The sequence below is a fragment of the Bradyrhizobium sp. USDA 4503 genome, assembly GCF_054055815.1.
The window spans coordinates 2,148,557-2,165,111 of sequence record NZ_JBSRXS010000001.1; the positions used below are offsets into that span (position 1 = coordinate 2,148,557).

The window sequence follows — 16,555 nt, forward strand, 5'->3', positions numbered from 1 at the left end:
ATCGCCTTCCCGCCCGACGGGACAACACCACAGGGAGGCCACCATGAAGCCAGGACAACCGGTCAAGGACGCCAGCCATCTCTACGAAGTCGAGCGCCGCGCCCAGCACGCCGCCCGCCCCGGCTTCCGCATCATGGAGCTGCAACTCTCGCCGACCCAGAAGGTGCCGTGGCACACCCACAGCAACATCTCCGACACCTTCTATGTGCTGGAGGGCCGGATGCGGCTGTTCCTGCAGGAGCCCAAGGAGGAAGTGAACCTGAAGGTCGGCGAAGTCTACGCCGTCCGCCCGACCCGCCCTCACCTCGTCACCAATGCCGGCACGACGTCGCTGACGTTCCTGATCCTGCAAGGCGTCGGCGAATACGACTACGTACCGCTGGCGTCGAAGTAACTCCCTCCGCTGTCGTCCCGGCGAAAGCCGGGACCCATTACCACCGCATTTCGGTGATGAACGGGATCGCGGCCCCAGCGTCGCGCAACAATTGAGACTTGGGATAATGAGTCCTGGCTTTCGTCAGGACGACACTGAGTTTGCGGCGCCGCTTTGCGCGCCCGCCGCGCCTCACATCAGCTTCAGCGGCGCGTCGTGAACCAGCCGCAGGTCGATATTGCCGATCAGCCGCGCGCGGCGCGCCTCGGCGGTGCTGATCGCTGCCTCGGTCTGCCGCAACGTGCTGACATTCGAGCCGAGCGACACGATACCGCCGAGCATCAGTGCGATCGATCCGAGTGCCGCGGTCTGACCGGCGCCCAACAGCCCGAGCAGCGCGACGGCCAGCAACGCGAACCCGCCTGCGATCGCGACCTTCGAGCCGAGAATGATCCGCCGGGAGCGCTCGGCGCTCTCGGCAAGCTCCTCGATCTGCGCCTCGATCTCGGAGATCTCGTCGGTCGGCTGGTCTTCGGTCATCGGGTTCGGACCTGTAGGGCGGGTCAGGCGGAAGCCGTAACCCGCCGTGTTCATTTTCGCAAGAAATCGCTACGCTTCAGGCGCGCGCTAGCTCTTGGTCATCCGATTCGGACTCAAATCAAATGTTAGCCTGTTCAACGCTCGACGACGGATGGGTCGTTGCGGCTCCCGCCGAGGTCGGCTTCGATGCCGAAAGCCTCTCCGGACTCGACGCGTTTCTCAAACAATGGCCCAAGCGCAACGTTCACGCCGTTGTCATCGTGCGGCGCGGCAAGCTTGTGTTCGAGCGCTATTTCGCCGGCCGGGAGCGGCGGTGGATGGAGTGGTCGGCACCGGTTCAATTTTCGGCGGAAACGAAGCACGACATCCGCTCCATCTCGAAGAGCGTAACCTCACTTCTGATCGGCTTGGCGATCAGCGAGGGACAATTTCCGCCGCTAGATTCCCGTGTTATCGACTACTTCCCCGAATACGCCGATCTTCGTACGACGAGGAACGCTCGCATCACGTTCCGGCACCTGCTCACCATGTCGCACGGTCTACGGTGGGATGAAGCGCGCGGCTGGAACATCAGGCGAACAACGAACGGCATCTGCTCGAAGCGAAAGATCCCTACCGCTATGTTCTGCAACAGCGGATGGCGCTCCCGCCCGGCGTATCGTTCAACTATAGCGGCGGCGCCACCAGCCTCCTGGCTGCGGCCCTTGCCAAGAGCGTCGGCCAACGGATCGATGCTCTTGCCAGAGACAAGCTGTTCGAACCGCTCGGCATCACTGATGTCGAGTGGCTCAGCTTTACCGGCAGTGCCGAACTCGCGGCCTTTGCCGGATTGCGGCTACGGCCGCGCGACGTCGCCAAGCTTGGCGAACTCGTCGCGAATGATGGACGCTGGAACGGCAGACAGGTCCTGCCCGCCGCGTGGATCGCCGAGTCGACCAAGCCGCGGGTTAACGCCGGAGGGCACGTGGCCGTCTACTATGGTTATCATTGGTGGCTTGGCCGTTCCTTGCTGAACGGCCACGACCTGATCTGGATCGCCGCGTACGGCAGCGGCGTCCAACGCCTTTTCATCGTGCCCGGGCTCGATCTGGTGGTCGTCGTGAACGCCTTCGACCACGATGCCATCTCAAACGCCATCCTCAACCAGTTTCTCCTGCCTGCCGTGACGGACTGTCCGCCCCTTTCAGCGTAAAGGGTTGGAATGGGGCTGAGCTCAGCTCTCTGTTCGCAGGGCCGGTTACGCGACCGGGTCCGCGCGCGTAGCGCAGTGAGCGAAGGCGGAAGCCGCAACCCGCTACGGATCGTACGCCCCTGGAACCTCGAGATTCCGGGTTCGCGCTCACGCGCGCCCCGGAATGACGACAACAAGAGCAACAAAGGGAGACGCGCATGCGAAGGTCGTGGGTTACGCTTGCGCTAACCCACCCTACGCTCTCCTCACAACGGCAGATTGTCGTGCTTCTTCGCGGGGATCTCCACCTTCTTGTCCTTCAGCATCGCCAGCGCCCGCGCGATGCGGCGGCGGGTCGAATGCGGCATGATGACGTCGTCGATGTAGCCGCGTTCGGCGGCGATGAAGGGGGACAGGAAGCGGTCCTCGTATTCCTTGGTGCGGGCGGCGATCTTGTCGGGGTCGCCGATGTCAGAGCGGAAGATGATCTCCACCGCGCCCTTGGCGCCCATCACGGCGATCTGGGCGGTCGGCCAGGCGTAGTTCATGTCGGCGCCGATTTCCTTCGACGCCATGACGTCGAAGGCGCCGCCATAGGCCTTGCGGGTGATGATGGTGACGAGCGGCACCGTGCACTGCGAATAGGCGAACAAGAGCTTGGCGCCGTGCTTGATCAGGCCGCCATATTCCTGCGCGGTGCCCGGCAGGAAGCCCGGCACGTCGACGAAGGTGACGATCGGGATGTTGAAGGCGTCGCAGAACCGGACGAAGCGCGCAGCCTTGCGTGAGGCATCGCTGTCGAGCACGCCCGCCAGCACCATCGGCTGGTTGGCGACGAAGCCGACGGTGCGGCCGGCGATGCGGCCGAAGCCGGTGACGATGTTCTTCGCAAAGGTCTCCGAGATCTCGAAGAAGTCGCCCTCGTCGACGACCTTCAGGATCAATTCCTTCATGTCATAGGGCTTGTTCGGATTGTCGGGGATCAGCGTGTCCAGCGACATGTCGACCCGCCCGATATCGTCGAAGCTCGGCCATTCCGGCACGCCGTCGCTGTTGTTCGAGGGCAGGAAGTCGATCAGGCGGCGCATCTGCAGCAGCGCGTCGACGTCGTTCTCGAACGCGCCGTCGGCGATCGAGGAGCGCGTCGCGTGCACCGAGGCGCCGCCGAGTTCCTCGGCGGTCACCACCTCGTTGGTGACGGTCTTCACCACGTCGGGGCCGGTGACGAACATGTAGCTGGTGTTCTTCACCATGAAGATGAAGTCCGTCATTGCCGGCGAATAGACGTCGCCGCCGGCGCACGGCCCCATGATAACGGAGATCTGCGGGATCACGCCCGAAGCCTGCACGTTGCGGCGGAACACGTAGGAATAGCCCGCGAGCGCCGCGACGCCCTCTTGGATGCGCGCGCCGCCGGCGTCATAGAGGCCGATGATCGGCGCCCTCGCCTTCATCGCCATGTCCTGCAGTTTCGTGATTTTCAGCGCGTGGGTTTCGGAAAGCGAGCCGCCGAACACCGTAAAATCCTTGGCAAAGACGAACGTCTTGCGGCCGTTGACCGTGCCCCAACCGGTGACGACACCGTCGCCGGGGATCCTGGTCTTCTCCATGCCGAATTCGATCGAGCGGTGCTCGACGAACATGTCGAATTCCTCGAACGAGCCCTTGTCCAGCAGGAGCTCGATCCGCTCGCGGGCGGTCAGCTTGCCGCGGGCGTGCTGCGCCTCGATGCGCTTTTCGCCGCCGCCCAGCTTGGCGCCGGCGCGCCGCTCTTCGAGGGTATCGAGGATATCTTTCATTTGTTTCCGCCCGTGTTAGCTACAGTCCGCGTCCCGGCGCGAGCCGAGGTCCGCTTCGTTCGGAAATGGCTTAGCACGGCCATTTCGGAACCGGAAAGGCGGTTGTGTACGGGTTCGGGCGCAAAAACGGTAGGATTTCCGATACCTGGGGAGATGGCGATGACCGACACGAGCACGGCCACGGTCGAGACCGGCGCACCGACCGGCGGGGTGCGCACCCTGCTCCGGCTGGAGGGCCTCGTGCTGTTCCTCGGCATGACCGTGCTCTATGCCCAATGGGAGGGCTCGTGGCTGGTCTATGTCCTGCTGTTCCTGGTGCCGGATTTGAGTTTCGCGGCCTATCTCGCCGGCCCGCGGGTCGGCGCCATCGTCTACAACGCCGCCCACAGCTATCTGGCGCCGGTCGCGCTGATGACGCTGGGCTTTGCCGCCGCGGCGCCGCTGGTGCTGTCGATCGCGATGATCTGGCTCGCCCATATCGGGATCGACCGCGCGCTCGGCTACGGGCTGAAATATTCCAAGGGCTTCGGCTTCACCCATCTCGGGCGGATCGGGAAAGCGCAAGAGCCCGCCTAGCGCCCGCTTCCTGACGCCACGCACGGCCGGTCAAATTGACAGCGTGCGCGTCGATTGCTGGCGTCTCGAAGGATGCAGGCCCGCCTGTGGCCTCATGGTTCGAGACGCGCGTTCCGCGCTCCTCTCCGTGAGGAGAGACAGACGTCAAGCAAAGCGGCGCGCGAACACCACGCAGACCACGACCAGCAGGGTCGCCGCGATCATCGACCAGGCCACCTGCTCGTGCAGCAACAGGCCGGCCAGCGCGAGGCCGAAGAACGGTTGCAACAGCTGCAACTGGCCGACGCTGGCGATGCCGCCGATCGCAAGGCCGCGATACCAGAACACGAAACCGACCAGCATGCTGAAGATCGAGACATAAGCGAGCCCGAGCCAGGCCGGCGCACCGATGCCCTGCCAGCTCGGCGGCAGCGTCATGATCGTCATCAAGAGCACCACCGGCACTGAGAGCACCAGTGCCCAGGAGATCACCTGCCAGCCGCCGAGACGCCGCGACAGCGCCGCGCCTTCGGCATAGCCGAGGCCGCAGACGATGATGGCGGCGACCATCAGGAGGTCGCCGGTCAGCGACGCCGATCCGCCGCTCGACAGGGCGAACGCGCCGACCGTCGCGCTGCCGATGCAGGAGAACAGCCAGAACAGCGGCTGCGGCCGCTCGCCGCCGCGCAGCACGCCGAACACGGCGGTCGACAGCGGCAGCAGCCCGATGAACACGATCGAATGCGCCGAGGTGATGTGCTGGAGCGCGAGCGCGGTGAGCAGCGGAAAGCCGATCACGACGCCGAGTGCGACGATGGTCAGCGACACCAGATCCTTGCGCTGCGGCCAGGGCTGCTGCAGCGCCGCAAGCAGCGCGGCGCCGAGCAGCGCCGCGATCGCCGCCCGCGCCGAAGTCAAGAACAGCGGCGAGAACCCTGCCACGGCCACGCGGGTCGCCGGCAGCGAGCCGCTGAAGATAATCACGCCGAGCAGGCCGCTGCCCCAGCCGTCGATCGAAGCCTTGTCCATCGTACTTTGCTTCCCAAAACGTAACTGCGCCCCCTCGCCCCGCTCTTGCGGGGCCGAGACGAGCGAAGCTCGCTCTTAGAGGGTTGGGGTGAGGGGCGGCCCCGCATACTCGGTAACGCCCGAACCCGTGGAGACTCCCCCTCACCCGGAACGCATCTGGCGATGCGTTCCGACCTCTCCCCGCAGGCGGGGCGAGATGAAGCCGAGTCCGACCTCGCACCGACCATAGCCGGCGGAGGCTCGCCAAGGCAGCTACAGATCAGTACAATATCGCAAAACTGTATGGGCAAAGGTAGGCATACACTTGCAACAGCAATCCGATGCGCCAAAGGCGACGCGGACCACCGACGTGATGAACGCGATCCGCGCCAAGGTGGCGAGCCGCGCGCTGGTCGCCGACGACCGCCTGCCCTCGATCCGCGGCCTGGCCACGACCATGGGCGTGTCGCCCTCCACCGTCGTCGAGGCCTATGACCGGCTGGTGGCCGAGGGCCTGATCCGGGCCCGGCCCGGCTCCGGCTTCTATGTCTCGTCCACGACGCTGCCGCCGCTCGCGCTCGCAAAGGACGAGCCGCAGCGCGACCGCGCAGTCGATCCGTTCTGGGTGTCGCGGCAATCGCTCGATGCCGAGACCGGCGCGCTCAAGCCCGGCTGCGGCTGGCTGCCCGCCGAGTGGATGCCGACAGAGGCGTTGCGGCGCGCGCTGCGCGGCCTCGCGCGGGCCGACGACGCCGTGCTCTCCGACTATGGCGCGACACGCGGCTCGCTCACGCTGCGTCGGATCCTGATGGCGCGGTTTGCCGACGAGGGCCTCGAGGTGCCACCCGAGCAGCTCTTGCTGACCGCGTCCGGCACGCAGGCGATCGACCTCGTCTGCCGCTTCCTGCTGCGGCCGGGCGACACTGTGCTGGTCGACGATCCCTGCTATTTCAATTTCCGGGCGCTGCTGCGCGCGCATCAGGTTCGCATCGTCAGCGTGCCCTACACGGCATCGGGCCCCGATGTCGCAAGCTTCGAGGCGACACTGGCCGCCGAGCGGCCGCGGCTCTATGTCACCAACTCGGCGCTGCATAATCCGACCGGTGCGACGCTGTCGCCGCAGACCGCGCACCGCGTGCTGAATGCCGCCACCGCCCATGATCTCACCATCGTCGAGGACGACATCTTTGCGGACTTCGAGCCGGAGCCTTCGGCGCGGCTCGCCGCGCTCGATGGCCTGAGCCGCGTGATCCGGATCGGCAGCTTCTCCAAGACGCTGTCGGCATCGGTGCGCTGCGGCTTCATCGCCGCGCGGGCGGACTGGATCGAGGATCTCGTCGATCTCCAGGTCGCGACCGGTTTCGGCGGCCCGAGCGCGGTCGCCACCGAGATCATCGCCAGCGTGCTGTCGAGCGGTTTCTATCGCAAGCATGTCGAGGAGCTGCGCCGGCGCCTTGCCCGCGCCCGCCGCGACGTCGGCGACAAACTGCAGCGCATCGGCGTCACACCCTGGCTGATGCCGCGCGGCGGCTTCTATCTGTGGTGCCATCTGCCCGACGGGTGCGACTCCGCCGACGTGGCGCGGCTGGCGCTAACGGACAATGTCGTGCTGGCGCCCGGCAACGTGTTCAGCGCCTCGCAGACGGCCGCCGCCTTCATGCGCTTCAACGTCGCGCAATGCCGCGACCCGAAGCTGATGCCGACCTTGCAGCGAGCGATCGGGCGCCAATAGCGACGGCGCCCTACTCCCTCTCCCGTTCTTACGGGGAGAGGGTTGGGGTGAGGGGCTGCTTCCTCTTGCACGGTGATAGCTGTGCCTGAGGAGAGTCCCCTCACCCGGAACGCATCTGCGATGCGTTCCGACCTCTCCCCGCACGCGGGGCGAGATGAACGGAGTCCGCGCCGCCCCTACTTCTCACCAACCTTGAACGGCTCCTCCTTGCCAGGCGGCACGGTCTCCTCCGCCATCGCCAGGATCATCGCCACCATCACGTAATTGCCGGCGACCGCGGTGAGGTCGACGATCTGCTGATCGTTGAAAATCTTCTTGGCCCGCGCATAGGTCTCGTCGGAGACCTTCTTGGTCGTGGTCAGCTCGGTGACGAAGTCGTACACGACCGCCTCGTCGTCGGCCATCTTCGACGGCCGGTTGCCGGCCTTGAGCTCCGCGATGACGTCGGGTGGCAGGCCGGCCTTGGCGGCGAGCGGCGCGTGCGCGAACCACTCGACCTGCGAGCGCCACTGCCGGCCGATGATCAGGATCGCGAACTCGTTCAGCCGTGTCGGCACCGAGGTCTGCCAGCGCAGATAATAGAACAGATCGTAGAGCCGCTGGCCGAGCACCGGGCTCCGGATCATCGGATTGTAGGGACCGCCGATGCCGACGCTCGACACCTTCATGATCTGCTCGCCGAGCGGTTTTTGCAGGTCGCTGAGCTGCTCCATCGTGAGCTGCGGGAAGCGCGGCTCCTTGCTGGTGGCCGGCACCGAGAACACCGTCGCCGCGAGCCAGCCGCCGGCCGCGGCCAGCGTGAGCGACGAGAGCCAGACTGTTGCTGAATGCATGATTCCTCCGCTTGATTTTATCGGAGGATGCTAGTCGAGCTACGTAGCGCCAGCCAGCGATGAACACGCAGATCAGGTCATCACAGCGCGACGATATCGATGAGGCATTGCTGCGTGACGCTCATCCGCGCATCGATCTGCGCCTGCGTCTTGCAGTCCATGTTCATCGCGAACACCGTGATGTCGGTGCCCTTCTCGGCCCAGCCGACCAGCCAGCCGAGCGAGCCGTGCTCCTTGTCGGTGAGGCCGGTCTTGGCGCGAATGACGGCGTCGCCGACTTTCGTCACCGGGAGGATGTCGCACACCAGCTGCTGGCTGCGCTTGTCGACCGGCAGCACGCCGCGGCGCAGCCGGTCGAGGAAATCGATCTGCTGCACCGGATCGATCCGCAAATTGCCGGTCACCCAGAACTGGTCGATGCCGCCGCCGATGTCGCGGTTGCCGTAGTCGATGATCTCGAGATATTTCTTCATCCGCTCCTCGCCGATGCGGCGGGCGATCTCCTGGAACACCGGAAAGGCCGACACCGCGAGCGCGGAGCGCAGCGTGTGATCCTTGTTCCAGGCCTCGATGCTGCGGGTTGTGCCGTCCCACTTGAAGACGTCCTTGTCGGGGTCCTGCACCACCCCCGTCTCGAGCGCGATCAGCGCGTTCGGGATCTTGAAGGTCGAGGCCGGCAGCCTGCCCTCGCCCGAGCGGACCTTGTCGCTGGCGATGATCAGATAGTCCTCGACCTTGTAGCCGACGAAGGTGCCCTCGGTGCCGAGCTCGAAGAACCGCTTTTGCAGCTCCTCGCGAAACTCGCTGCGCTGGTAGGACACGTTGGCGAAGCTGCGCGATGGCAGGATCGTAGCGGCAGCAAGCAGACCGAGCGCGTGGCGGCGATGGATCACGACAAGTCCTGGGCAGGTTCGCATTGACGACGATGGTGGATGCCATCGTGGTGAAAGGATGGCAAGAGAACTCACTTGTCTGTCGCGTTTTCTTCACGCGAACCGGTGCCCGCTTCGCTCGAAAACGCGCCCGCTAGCGCGCCCGGCCCGACATCCGCAGCACGAACACCAGCACCTCGGCGACGGCCTTGTAGAGCTCGGCCGGAATCTCGTCGCCGAGCTCGACATTGGAGAGCGCGCCGGCCAACACCTCGTTCTCCTCGATCGGGATGTCGTTGGCCTTGGCGACCTCGATGATCTTGGCGCCGATTGCGCCCTTGCCTTTTGCCACCACGCGCGGCGCACCGGCGTGGTCGTAATGCAGCGCGACCGCGAGCTGGTTGTTGGCCTCGCTCATGATGCGCGGTCCAGGAAATGGCCGGCGCGGGCGGGTGCGGGTTGCGGCGGGCTGCCGTCGCGGATCTCGATGTCGCCGGGCGTGAGCTCGGCCCTGGTCAGCGCCCGGCTCAGCTCGGAAGCGCCGGCGCGCAGTTGCGCGGCGGTCGAGGGACGCTCGGCCCACATCCGCACCGAGGTGCGCTCGCCGTTCAGCGACACCAGCGCGTGCACCGGGCCGGCCGGCTCGACATCGAGCGTGAAGCGCGCGCGCCACACCCGCTTGGCGGCTTCGACCTCATTGCAGCCGCCGTCGCGGGAAATCTCGAACTGCGCCATCGCCGTGCCCTGCGGGGTCAGGAACGGGATCTCGAAATTCCAGCGCGGCAGCATGGCGTCGAGCTGCGGCCGCGTAGCGTCGCCGCGGTCCGGCAGCGAGGCGACCTGCAGCAGCGTCTGCCGCGCCAGCGCGGCGTCGGTGTTTTCCAGCAGGCGATGCGCGGCGGTCGCGAGTGGCGTGTTTGGGGCGATCGACGGCTCGGCGACGGCCTGCGCCGACGGCAGCGCACCGTGAAACGGCGGTGGCGGTGTGTTGCCGCGTACCGGCACCTCGCCCGGCAGCATCTCCCTCGGCGCGGCGCCTTGCCGTGCGGGGTTGCCGAGTTCGTGCAGCGCTTGCTGAATGAGATTGAGCGCGCCGCCGGAGGACGGGCCGGCATCGAGCGCATCCGCGAGCGCCCCTGCGAACCCTGTGGTGCCGCGGGTGACATCCTCGGCGACCGGCAGGCGGGCCTGCGGCAGCAAGATCTCCTGAACGTCGAGGTCTGGCGTGCCGGATGGCATGAGGCTCGGCGCCGTCGCGGCGCTGGCCTGCGCCGGTTGCTGGAGCGGTGTGGCGGACGCGGGCCTGCCGGCATCAGCGGTACCAAGCGAGGTCAGCGCCTGGCGCAGCACGATCAGCGCGGCCTTTAGATCGGGCGCGCTGCCGCTCGCGGGCGCAATGCCCGCCGCCACCGTCGCCTCGAACAGCAGGCCGGATTTCTGCAAGCCGGTCTTGACCGCATCGCCGCTCAAATTCTCGTCGAGACCGGTCTGCTGCGCCAGCACCTGCGCGATCGCGGCCTGCAGCTTCGGCGGCAGATTGGCCGAGGCGACCGCGGCGAGATTGGCGAACAGCGGCGCCTGGCTTCCCTGCACCGCCGCCGCGGTCTGCGCCGTCGCGGTGATGGTGACGCGCTCCAGCGGCGTCAATACAGCCTTCGGTGCCGTGGCGACCGGCTGGGCGGCATCGGTGGCGTTGGCCGCTGCCGGCGACAGCCGTACGGCATCGCCGGTGTCCGGCCCCGGCCCGACCAGCTGCAGGCGGATGCCGTCATTGGTCTGCGACACTGCGAGCTGCAGGTTCTGGCCCTGCTGCAGCGGCACCTCGGTCTGGACGTCGATCGACAGGCTCGCGATCGCGATCCGCACCAGATCGGCGGACAGCACTTTCAGCACCTGCGCATTGACGACGCTGCCGGCCTCAAGCTTGAGGTCCGGCGCAACGCCGTCCGCCTCCTTCGAGGCGAGCACCGGCAGCACGGGATTGATGGCGAGTGCCATGTCGGAGGTCTCGGCCCTGCGCGAGGAACGTGCCGCAGGCTAGCCCGGCGCCGTAAACCCCTCGTTAACCGGCGGCCGGCTTGAGCTCCCTGAGCACGCCGGCGGCGGCCTTGAAATCGAGCTGGCGGGCGGCGCGGCGGACGGCGACCTCCTCGTCGACGCCCCATTTCTCGATGTTCCAGTCCTCGTCGACATGGGCGGCGGCCCAGACCTGGTCCTCGTCGCGGACGCCATGGGCGAGCGCCAGCGCCAGCAGCGCCGAGCCGGTCAGCGTCGTCACCACATGGAGCGCCGCGACCGACCATGGGTCGGTCGGGAACGCCGCCCGCGCCGCCTTGATCGCAGGCTCGGGCTGGCCGACATGCATCACCCCCTCGGCCATCACGAAATGGGCGCCGAGCGCGTCGGCGGCCCAGAACAGGATCGGATCCCAGTGCTGGGCCTCGCGCGCCACCAGCGTCTCTGGATGGCCGGCCCGGTAGAACAAGAGGTCGCTGCCGAGGAACTTGGCCGCATCGTCGGCGACCTCGTCGATGCGATCGATCACCCCCTCGATCACGCTGTTGGCAAGCCGCGTCAGCGGCATGGTCATGGGATCGATGGTCTCGCGCTGCGCATTCCATTCCGCCGCCACCGTGTCCGCAATGGCCCGCGTCGGCACCGCGATCGGCTTGCCGGACGGCGTGCGGATCGGCTTGCCGTCGAGCGTGATCGAAAATCCGCCATCGGCCTCGGCGACGCCGGCGCTGGTGTAGAACCGCTTGCGCTGGGGCGTGCGGATGTGGCGCCGCACCGCCTCCTGCGGATCGAACGGAGATTGTTCTGGGACATCGTCGAAAAGTTCGCGCATCGCGCCGGGTAGCTTTCGTTCATAGGGATTTCCCTGCAAGATATGTCAGGGGCAACGGCAAATAAAGCTGATGGGACGCGGCAAATTCCTTGCGGGTTTTTCGCTGGTTGCGGTGGTTTTCGCCTCCGCCACAGCCTGTGCCGGGTTCCGTTCGCCGGAATCCCTGATCCGCAACGTCTACGCCCATTATGGGCGAGGCAGCGCCGAATATTCCAACGGCCTGCCGCGCGACGAGGAAACGGCTCGCCGATTCTTCGATCCCACCCTGCGCGGTGCCTGGACCGCGCTGCACGATGCGCCCTACGATTTTCTGGTGCAGAGCCCGACCTGGCGGCTCGGCCCGATCTCGATCGCAATCCCGCGCCGGCAGTTCGACAAGGCCGACGTGACGGTGACATTCGACAATGAAGGCCGCGCCGTCACGCTCAACTTCATCGTCGTCAATGGTCCCGACGGCTGGGTGATTTCGGATGTCGAGAGCCCGCACGATTCCTTGCGGACGTTTCTGACGCAGTTTCGGCGGTAGTAGCTGCCCTTGCCCTTCCGGCGATCGCTGCTCCACCGGCCACGTCGGCAGCCATATCGGCTACAAGCCGATGCTTTGACGCTGCCGCTTGGCCCGCCTTGTGACTATGTCCGCCTACCTGTTCCGGTCACCACCAAGAAGATTCTTGTAGACCTTCCCATCTTTCATGATGACCAGGAAATTCTTCGCCGGATCCTCTATCAGCTTGATGTTGTCGATTGGATTGCCATCGACCAGCAGAAGGTCGGCCAACGCGCCTTCCTCCACCACGCCCAGCATGCCTGGATATGGATTTCGAAGCCCGGACAGACCGAGCAATTCGGCATTCGTCGATGTCGCCATGATGAGCGCTTCAGCCGGCGTGTACCATCGCGTGAGGGCTGACAGCATGGCGCCTTGCCGGTCGGCGAGTGCCTTCGAGAACAACACGTCGGTACCGAATGCCGTCTTCAACTTGTACTTCTTCGCAAAGCCGTAGACCCTGTCGGTGCCGGCAACGACCTGCCGCATCTTGTCCTGCTCCGCAGGTCCAAGGGCGCTGGCGCCCGACATATCGAGGAAGGGCTGGGTGCTCAGCCAAATTCCCTTCTCGGCCATCAGGCGGGCCGACGCGTCGTCCATCAAATGACCATGCTCGATACACTTGACCCCCGCTGCGATCGATCGCTGGATCGCGACCGGCGTGTAGGCGTGTACGACGGCATAAGTACCCCAATTCTCCGCAGCCTCGACCGCGGCGCGCAACTCCGGTTCAGTGAACGTGGACACATCGAGCGGGCTGAACGGCGACGCCACCCCACCGCCCGCCGTGAGCTTGACCTGCGTAGCCCCTTGCATGAGCTGCTCGCGCGCGCGCACGCGAACTTCATCCGGGCTGTCCGCGACCATGGCGCCGCCTATCCTCTCCATGCGGCTGAGCATGCCGCCGATTGTTCTGGGCAGATCGGACAGCGGCCGGAAGTCGCCATGGCCGCCGGTGATGGTGATCATGGCACCGGATGGGTAGATGCGAGGACCGACGACGAGACCTTCGTCGATCGCGCGCTTGAGGGAAAAGGCCGGGCCGCCCATGTCGCGAATGGTGGTGAAGCCACGCATGAGGGTGGCCGTTGCCTCGGCGGCCGCAAGAAGATTGATGTAACCGATGTCGCTGGCCATCACGGCCGCCGGCGTCGGGCGTACCAGCAATGCATGCCAGTGCGCGTCGATCAGCCCGGGCATCAGCACCCGTCCGTCGCCGGCAATCACCTGAGCGTCGGCCGCGATCGGCCCAGTCGAAATTTTCTCGATCTTGTTGTTCCGGATCAGCACATTGGACGGCCCGGACAGCGCGCCATTCCTGCCATCGAAAATTCGCACGTTCTGAAACAGCACGTCGCCATCCTCCTGAGCTTGCGCTGGCAGCAAGGCGACGAGGCTCATCACGATCGACGCAACCAGCGCCGAAACTCTCACGCCCTTCCTCAAACCTGACATGTCCACTCTCCGCCGATGGCGCATCGCGCGAGACCGTCATTGATCTCGCGAGGAGCCGACTTGATTTCAGACGATTAATGAGAGTTCTGCTGCTCCCTGGAGGATCGACGGCTTATTGAGCCGCTCTGGCGGCAGGCTGTAAAGCGTAACTCAGCCATCCGATGCCATGAGACAGCAGATCGATCCCCAGCAGCAGCCCGAGCACCCACAGTCCGGTCGCCGGAAATCCCGTCAGAATGACGAGGCCGGCCAGAACGCCAAACAGCCCGGATGCGAGCATGATCCAGCCGGACTGCTGCCAATGGCCGATGCCGACCAGCATGCGCACAATCCCGGAGACCAAAAGCATGAGACCGAGGGCATAGGTCAAGAGCAGCGCGCTCGCCACCGGTTGGCTGAGCAGAACGATTCCGCAGGCAAGGTAGAGCACCCCCAGCACAAGCTGCCACACGAATCCACCCCAGCCCTTGGTCCAGAAGGCGTGCAGGATTTCGAACCCGCCGGCAACGATGGCCGTCCAGCCGATAAAGATGGCGCTGATCACGGTGAAAAGCACGACATCTCCCAGCACCAGAAGGCCCGCGGCGATCATGACGAGGCCCAGCAGAACGCAGACCCATAAAGGCGGGCCAGGTAGCCCGCGGAGCATCGTGGAACTGTTCTCATAGGTAGCCATGTCGTCCTCCTTGATCCCAAGCAGCCATGGCACGGTCGCGCATTCCAGGCCGCGCAACCGCGCCACTCGCGCCGCCGGAGCTTGTGCCTGCTCTCACCAGCGCATCCACAGCGGCGGCGACCTCTGTGCCACCAACAGGTCCAGCGGCGCCGGCGATGCCAGCGGCGGCGCGGTGGCGGAGGACGCGGGCGCGGTGATGGCCGGGCGACGACCATATGAAGCGGCCGCTCCGGATCATCCGTCTTCGCCACGAGGGCATCTTCGGGGGCAGTGGCAGCGCCCTGGCCACCTGCGTCAGCAAGCCTGTTCCGAGACCAGCGGCTGCGACGCCGCCAAGCATTCTCCGGAGCACGATGCGACGGTCGAGTTCATCCATATCTGGCACCTCGTTATTGCAGAGACCTTCTTGCCCCGAGGCGCCCGACATCCGATCAGGTCGATCGCTCGCGCTCGCCGGTCGCTCCGTCGTCCGGTATTTCGCCTGGCCGATAATTCGGCAGCCGTCCCGCGGGAATGACCGCAAGCAGTGCGAGGCCGGCCATGATCAGCAACCCGATCTTCAAAGCGCGCAGGCGCGCTTCGGTGTTGACCCGGACGGCTTCCTCGACCTGCTGTGGCGTACCGCTCGTGCCTTCGAGTACGCTGCGCAGCCGGTCATTGCTGACGAAAGTGATGTTGCCGAGATCAACCTGGCTCTGAAGCTCCTTGGTCAGCACCGGACTGGCCGCGATCCTGCCGAGCGCGATCGTGCTCAAAAGACCGACCAGAAGAGCTCCGGCCACCGCGGTGCCAACGGCAGCCGCCAGATTCTGCGTGGTTCCGCGCAAAGACCCGACATCCCCCGCCAACGCCTTGGGTGAGGCCGTGACCAGAACGTTGAACAGCAGTGTCACCACCGAGCCCTGGCCGATGCCGAACAGCACGAGGCCAAGCAGAACGGGAATTTCGCTCCAGTCGTTGCGCACGACGAACGCGAGCCACAACAACGCGACAGTGCAGAGGCCAAAGCCGAAGCGCCCGATCCGGCGCGGCGTCAGCTTGTCGTAGAGATTGACGATCAGCATCGCCGAGAGAAAGACGGTCAGATTGAACGGCATCATCGCGATCGCCGTCGCGATTGGCGAACGTCCCTGCACGATCTGGATGTAGAGCGGCACCGTGAAGTTCAGCGCGGCCTCGAGCGCCACGACCGCGAACAGCGCGTAGACCGCACACCTCTCCTCCGGCGAATCGATCACCTCCAACGCCAGCAAAGGCGTCCTCCCCGCGGCCTGCTGGCGATGCGTCCACATCAGGAATGCCTGCCCGAGCACTATGCCAAGCACGATCAGGACCGGTGCCGGCGAGACGCCCAGCAAGTCGAATGGCGCGTTAGGGGTCGCCAGGATCACGCCCCAACTGTTCAGATTATTGAAGCCGAAGCTGATGAAGATGATCGCGCTCGCGGCAAGAGCGACCCCGATCAGGTCGATCTGGACATCCGCGCGACCGCGGTCCGGCCGCAGGCGGAAACTCAGAGCGAAAGCGATCGCCGAGGCAACGATGATAACTCCAAACGCGGGGCGCCAGCCGATATAGGTGCCGAGCAACCCGCCGACGACGAATGCCAGCACGCCGGCGGCAGCCCGCGCCGAGCCCAACGCGCCAAGGGCCGTCGCCTGCTGGCGTCCGGCATAATTCTCGGCAATCAGCGCGACGAGCGAGGGCACGATCACCGCGCCCGCAGCGCCGCAAAGCGCCTGAGCGGAAATCATGACGGAGGCCGTAGGGCTGAACGTCATCGCAATCTGCGCTATCAGAAAAAGCACGACGGCACCGCGAAATACCTGCACCGCCCCGAACCTTTGGGCAAGCTTGGCGCCAAGCATCACGAACCCGGCGACAAGCATCGAGTACGCCACGATTCCAGTCGCGACCGTGGTCGGCGGCACGCCGAAGCTGGCCACCATTCCCCCCATCGCAACCGGCAACGACGCGACGTTGAACGACATGATCATCTGGCCGAACGCAATCGCGACCATGGGCACCCATGATGCGCGCTCTTCCTGATGAATGTCGCCGATCGAGATTGCTTGCGTTGCCATCGCGTCCTCCAACCTGCCCGACGTTGCGATCGATCGGGCCACGGCTCGACCGATCTTCAGTG

The 16,555-nt window shown here is 65.6% G+C and carries 17 protein-coding genes and 1 pseudogene; 6 read left to right on the top strand and 12 right to left on the bottom strand.

What is annotated here, in order from left to right:
• Window positions 1-43: 43 nt before the first annotated feature.
• Window positions 44-394 carry a cupin domain-containing protein gene (locus tag ACVMIH_RS10575; RefSeq protein ID WP_456861615.1) on the top strand — a complete coding sequence of 117 codons (351 nt, stop codon included), beginning with the start codon at window positions 44-46 and terminating at the stop codon, window positions 392-394.
• Window positions 395-565: 171 nt separating this feature from the next.
• Here the strand turns inward: ACVMIH_RS10575 and ACVMIH_RS10580 are convergent, their stop codons facing one another.
• Together ACVMIH_RS10580 and ACVMIH_RS10585 are read right to left on the bottom strand one after the other, a co-directional pair.
• Window positions 566-913, bottom strand: a complete 348-nt coding sequence (locus ACVMIH_RS10580; RefSeq protein ID WP_456866428.1) for a hypothetical protein — start codon at window positions 911-913, stop codon at window positions 566-568.
• A 134-nt stretch (window positions 914-1,047) separates the two neighbouring features.
• A complete protein-coding gene (locus tag ACVMIH_RS10585) occupies window positions 1,048-1,275 on the bottom strand; it encodes a hypothetical protein (protein ID WP_456866700.1) in 228 nt (75 codons plus the stop codon).
• Here ACVMIH_RS10585 and ACVMIH_RS10590 point away from each other — a divergent pair.
• Window positions 1,192-1,419: pseudogene (locus ACVMIH_RS10590) on the top strand (serine hydrolase domain-containing protein); the annotation flags it as partial. The gene ACVMIH_RS10585 and the pseudogene ACVMIH_RS10590 sit on opposite strands and share 84 nt — an antisense overlap.
• A gap of 86 nt (window positions 1,420-1,505) precedes the next feature.
• A complete protein-coding gene (locus ACVMIH_RS10595; RefSeq protein ID WP_456866431.1) occupies window positions 1,506-2,105 on the top strand; it encodes a serine hydrolase domain-containing protein in 600 nt (199 codons plus the stop codon).
• A gap of 245 nt (window positions 2,106-2,350) precedes the next feature.
• Here the strand turns inward: ACVMIH_RS10595 and ACVMIH_RS10600 are convergent, their stop codons facing one another.
• A complete protein-coding gene (locus tag ACVMIH_RS10600; RefSeq protein WP_076831336.1) occupies window positions 2,351-3,883 on the bottom strand; it encodes an acyl-CoA carboxylase subunit beta in 1,533 nt (510 codons plus the stop codon).
• A 159-nt stretch (window positions 3,884-4,042) separates the two neighbouring features.
• Between ACVMIH_RS10600 and ACVMIH_RS10605 the strand changes: the two genes are divergently transcribed.
• A complete protein-coding gene (locus tag ACVMIH_RS10605) occupies window positions 4,043-4,459 on the top strand; it encodes a DUF4260 domain-containing protein (protein WP_028335494.1) in 417 nt (138 codons plus the stop codon).
• Window positions 4,460-4,603: 144 nt separating this feature from the next.
• Here ACVMIH_RS10605 and ACVMIH_RS10610 read toward each other — a convergent pair whose 3' ends face one another.
• The gene (locus tag ACVMIH_RS10610; protein WP_456861617.1) at window positions 4,604-5,467 is read right to left on the bottom strand and encodes a DMT family transporter; all 864 of its coding nucleotides are present in this window, start codon (window positions 5,465-5,467) and stop codon (window positions 4,604-4,606) included.
• A 352-nt stretch (window positions 5,468-5,819) separates the two neighbouring features.
• On the opposite strand from ACVMIH_RS10610, the gene ACVMIH_RS10615 reads away from it, so the two are divergent.
• Entirely contained in the window at window positions 5,820-7,178 is a 1,359-nt protein-coding gene (locus tag ACVMIH_RS10615; RefSeq protein ID WP_456866434.1) for an aminotransferase-like domain-containing protein, read from the top strand.
• A 176-nt stretch (window positions 7,179-7,354) separates the two neighbouring features.
• On the opposite strand, the gene ACVMIH_RS10620 is transcribed toward ACVMIH_RS10615, so the two are convergent.
• The 5 genes from ACVMIH_RS10620 to ACVMIH_RS10640 form a co-directional block, all read right to left on the bottom strand.
• Window positions 7,355-8,011 carry a carboxymuconolactone decarboxylase family protein gene (locus ACVMIH_RS10620; protein WP_028335490.1) on the bottom strand — a complete coding sequence of 219 codons (657 nt, stop codon included), beginning with the start codon at window positions 8,009-8,011 and terminating at the stop codon, window positions 7,355-7,357.
• Window positions 8,012-8,091: 80 nt separating this feature from the next.
• Entirely contained in the window at window positions 8,092-8,904 is an 813-nt protein-coding gene (gene blaOXA, locus ACVMIH_RS10625; RefSeq protein WP_456861619.1) for a class D beta-lactamase, read from the bottom strand.
• Between the two features lie 133 nt (window positions 8,905-9,037).
• Entirely contained in the window at window positions 9,038-9,301 is a 264-nt protein-coding gene (locus ACVMIH_RS10630) for an EscU/YscU/HrcU family type III secretion system export apparatus switch protein (RefSeq protein ID WP_028335488.1), read from the bottom strand.
• Window positions 9,298-10,881, bottom strand: a complete 1,584-nt coding sequence (gene fliK / locus ACVMIH_RS10635) for a flagellar hook-length control protein FliK (RefSeq protein WP_456861621.1) — start codon at window positions 10,879-10,881, stop codon at window positions 9,298-9,300. Before fliK ends, ACVMIH_RS10630 begins: the two co-directional genes overlap by 4 nt.
• Window positions 10,882-10,945: 64 nt before the next feature.
• Complete coding sequence (locus tag ACVMIH_RS10640) at window positions 10,946-11,731, bottom strand: ATP12 family chaperone protein (RefSeq protein WP_057015499.1); 786 nt, start codon at window positions 11,729-11,731, stop codon at window positions 10,946-10,948.
• Between the two features lie 70 nt (window positions 11,732-11,801).
• Here ACVMIH_RS10640 and ACVMIH_RS10645 point away from each other — a divergent pair, with 70 nt between their 5' ends.
• Window positions 11,802-12,257, top strand: coding sequence for a hypothetical protein (locus ACVMIH_RS10645; protein ID WP_057015498.1), 456 nt, complete (start codon window positions 11,802-11,804; stop codon window positions 12,255-12,257).
• Between the two features lie 114 nt (window positions 12,258-12,371).
• On the opposite strand, the gene ACVMIH_RS10650 is transcribed toward ACVMIH_RS10645, so the two are convergent.
• From ACVMIH_RS10650 to ACVMIH_RS10660, 3 genes are all read right to left on the bottom strand, one after another.
• Window positions 12,372-13,679, bottom strand: a complete 1,308-nt coding sequence (locus tag ACVMIH_RS10650; RefSeq protein WP_456866437.1) for an amidohydrolase family protein — start codon at window positions 13,677-13,679, stop codon at window positions 12,372-12,374.
• A gap of 166 nt (window positions 13,680-13,845) precedes the next feature.
• The gene (locus ACVMIH_RS10655; protein ID WP_092090157.1) at window positions 13,846-14,409 is read right to left on the bottom strand and encodes an HdeD family acid-resistance protein; all 564 of its coding nucleotides are present in this window, start codon (window positions 14,407-14,409) and stop codon (window positions 13,846-13,848) included.
• Between the two features lie 431 nt (window positions 14,410-14,840).
• Window positions 14,841-16,493, bottom strand: a complete 1,653-nt coding sequence (locus tag ACVMIH_RS10660; protein WP_456861623.1) for an MFS transporter — start codon at window positions 16,491-16,493, stop codon at window positions 14,841-14,843.
• Between the last annotated feature and the right edge of the window lie 62 nt (window positions 16,494-16,555).

What these genes read in the sequence shown, in the direction of transcription:
- ACVMIH_RS10575 (WP_456861615.1), top strand. Translation starts at nt 44, where the DNA reads ATGAAGCCAGGACAACCGGTCAAGGACGCCAGCCATCTCTACGAAGTC.
- ACVMIH_RS10580 (WP_456866428.1), bottom strand. Translation starts at nt 913, where the DNA reads ATGACCGAAGACCAGCCGACCGACGAGATCTCCGAGATCGAGGCGCAG.
- ACVMIH_RS10600 (WP_076831336.1), bottom strand. Translation starts at nt 3,883, where the DNA reads ATGAAAGATATCCTCGATACCCTCGAAGAGCGGCGCGCCGGCGCCAAG.
- ACVMIH_RS10605 (WP_028335494.1), top strand. Translation starts at nt 4,043, where the DNA reads ATGACCGACACGAGCACGGCCACGGTCGAGACCGGCGCACCGACCGGC.
- ACVMIH_RS10610 (WP_456861617.1), bottom strand. Translation starts at nt 5,467, where the DNA reads ATGGACAAGGCTTCGATCGACGGCTGGGGCAGCGGCCTGCTCGGCGTG.
- ACVMIH_RS10615 (WP_456866434.1), top strand. Translation starts at nt 5,820, where the DNA reads ATGAACGCGATCCGCGCCAAGGTGGCGAGCCGCGCGCTGGTCGCCGAC.
- ACVMIH_RS10620 (WP_028335490.1), bottom strand. Translation starts at nt 8,011, where the DNA reads ATGCATTCAGCAACAGTCTGGCTCTCGTCGCTCACGCTGGCCGCGGCC.
- ACVMIH_RS10630 (WP_028335488.1), bottom strand. Translation starts at nt 9,301, where the DNA reads ATGAGCGAGGCCAACAACCAGCTCGCGGTCGCGCTGCATTACGACCAC.
- fliK (WP_456861621.1), bottom strand. Translation starts at nt 10,881, where the DNA reads ATGGCACTCGCCATCAATCCCGTGCTGCCGGTGCTCGCCTCGAAGGAG.
- ACVMIH_RS10640 (WP_057015499.1), bottom strand. Translation starts at nt 11,731, where the DNA reads ATGCGCGAACTTTTCGACGATGTCCCAGAACAATCTCCGTTCGATCCG.
- ACVMIH_RS10645 (WP_057015498.1), top strand. Translation starts at nt 11,802, where the DNA reads ATGGGACGCGGCAAATTCCTTGCGGGTTTTTCGCTGGTTGCGGTGGTT.
- ACVMIH_RS10650 (WP_456866437.1), bottom strand. Translation starts at nt 13,679, where the DNA reads ATGAGCCTCGTCGCCTTGCTGCCAGCGCAAGCTCAGGAGGATGGCGAC.
- ACVMIH_RS10655 (WP_092090157.1), bottom strand. Translation starts at nt 14,409, where the DNA reads ATGGCTACCTATGAGAACAGTTCCACGATGCTCCGCGGGCTACCTGGC.
- ACVMIH_RS10660 (WP_456861623.1), bottom strand. Translation starts at nt 16,493, where the DNA reads ATGGCAACGCAAGCAATCTCGATCGGCGACATTCATCAGGAAGAGCGC.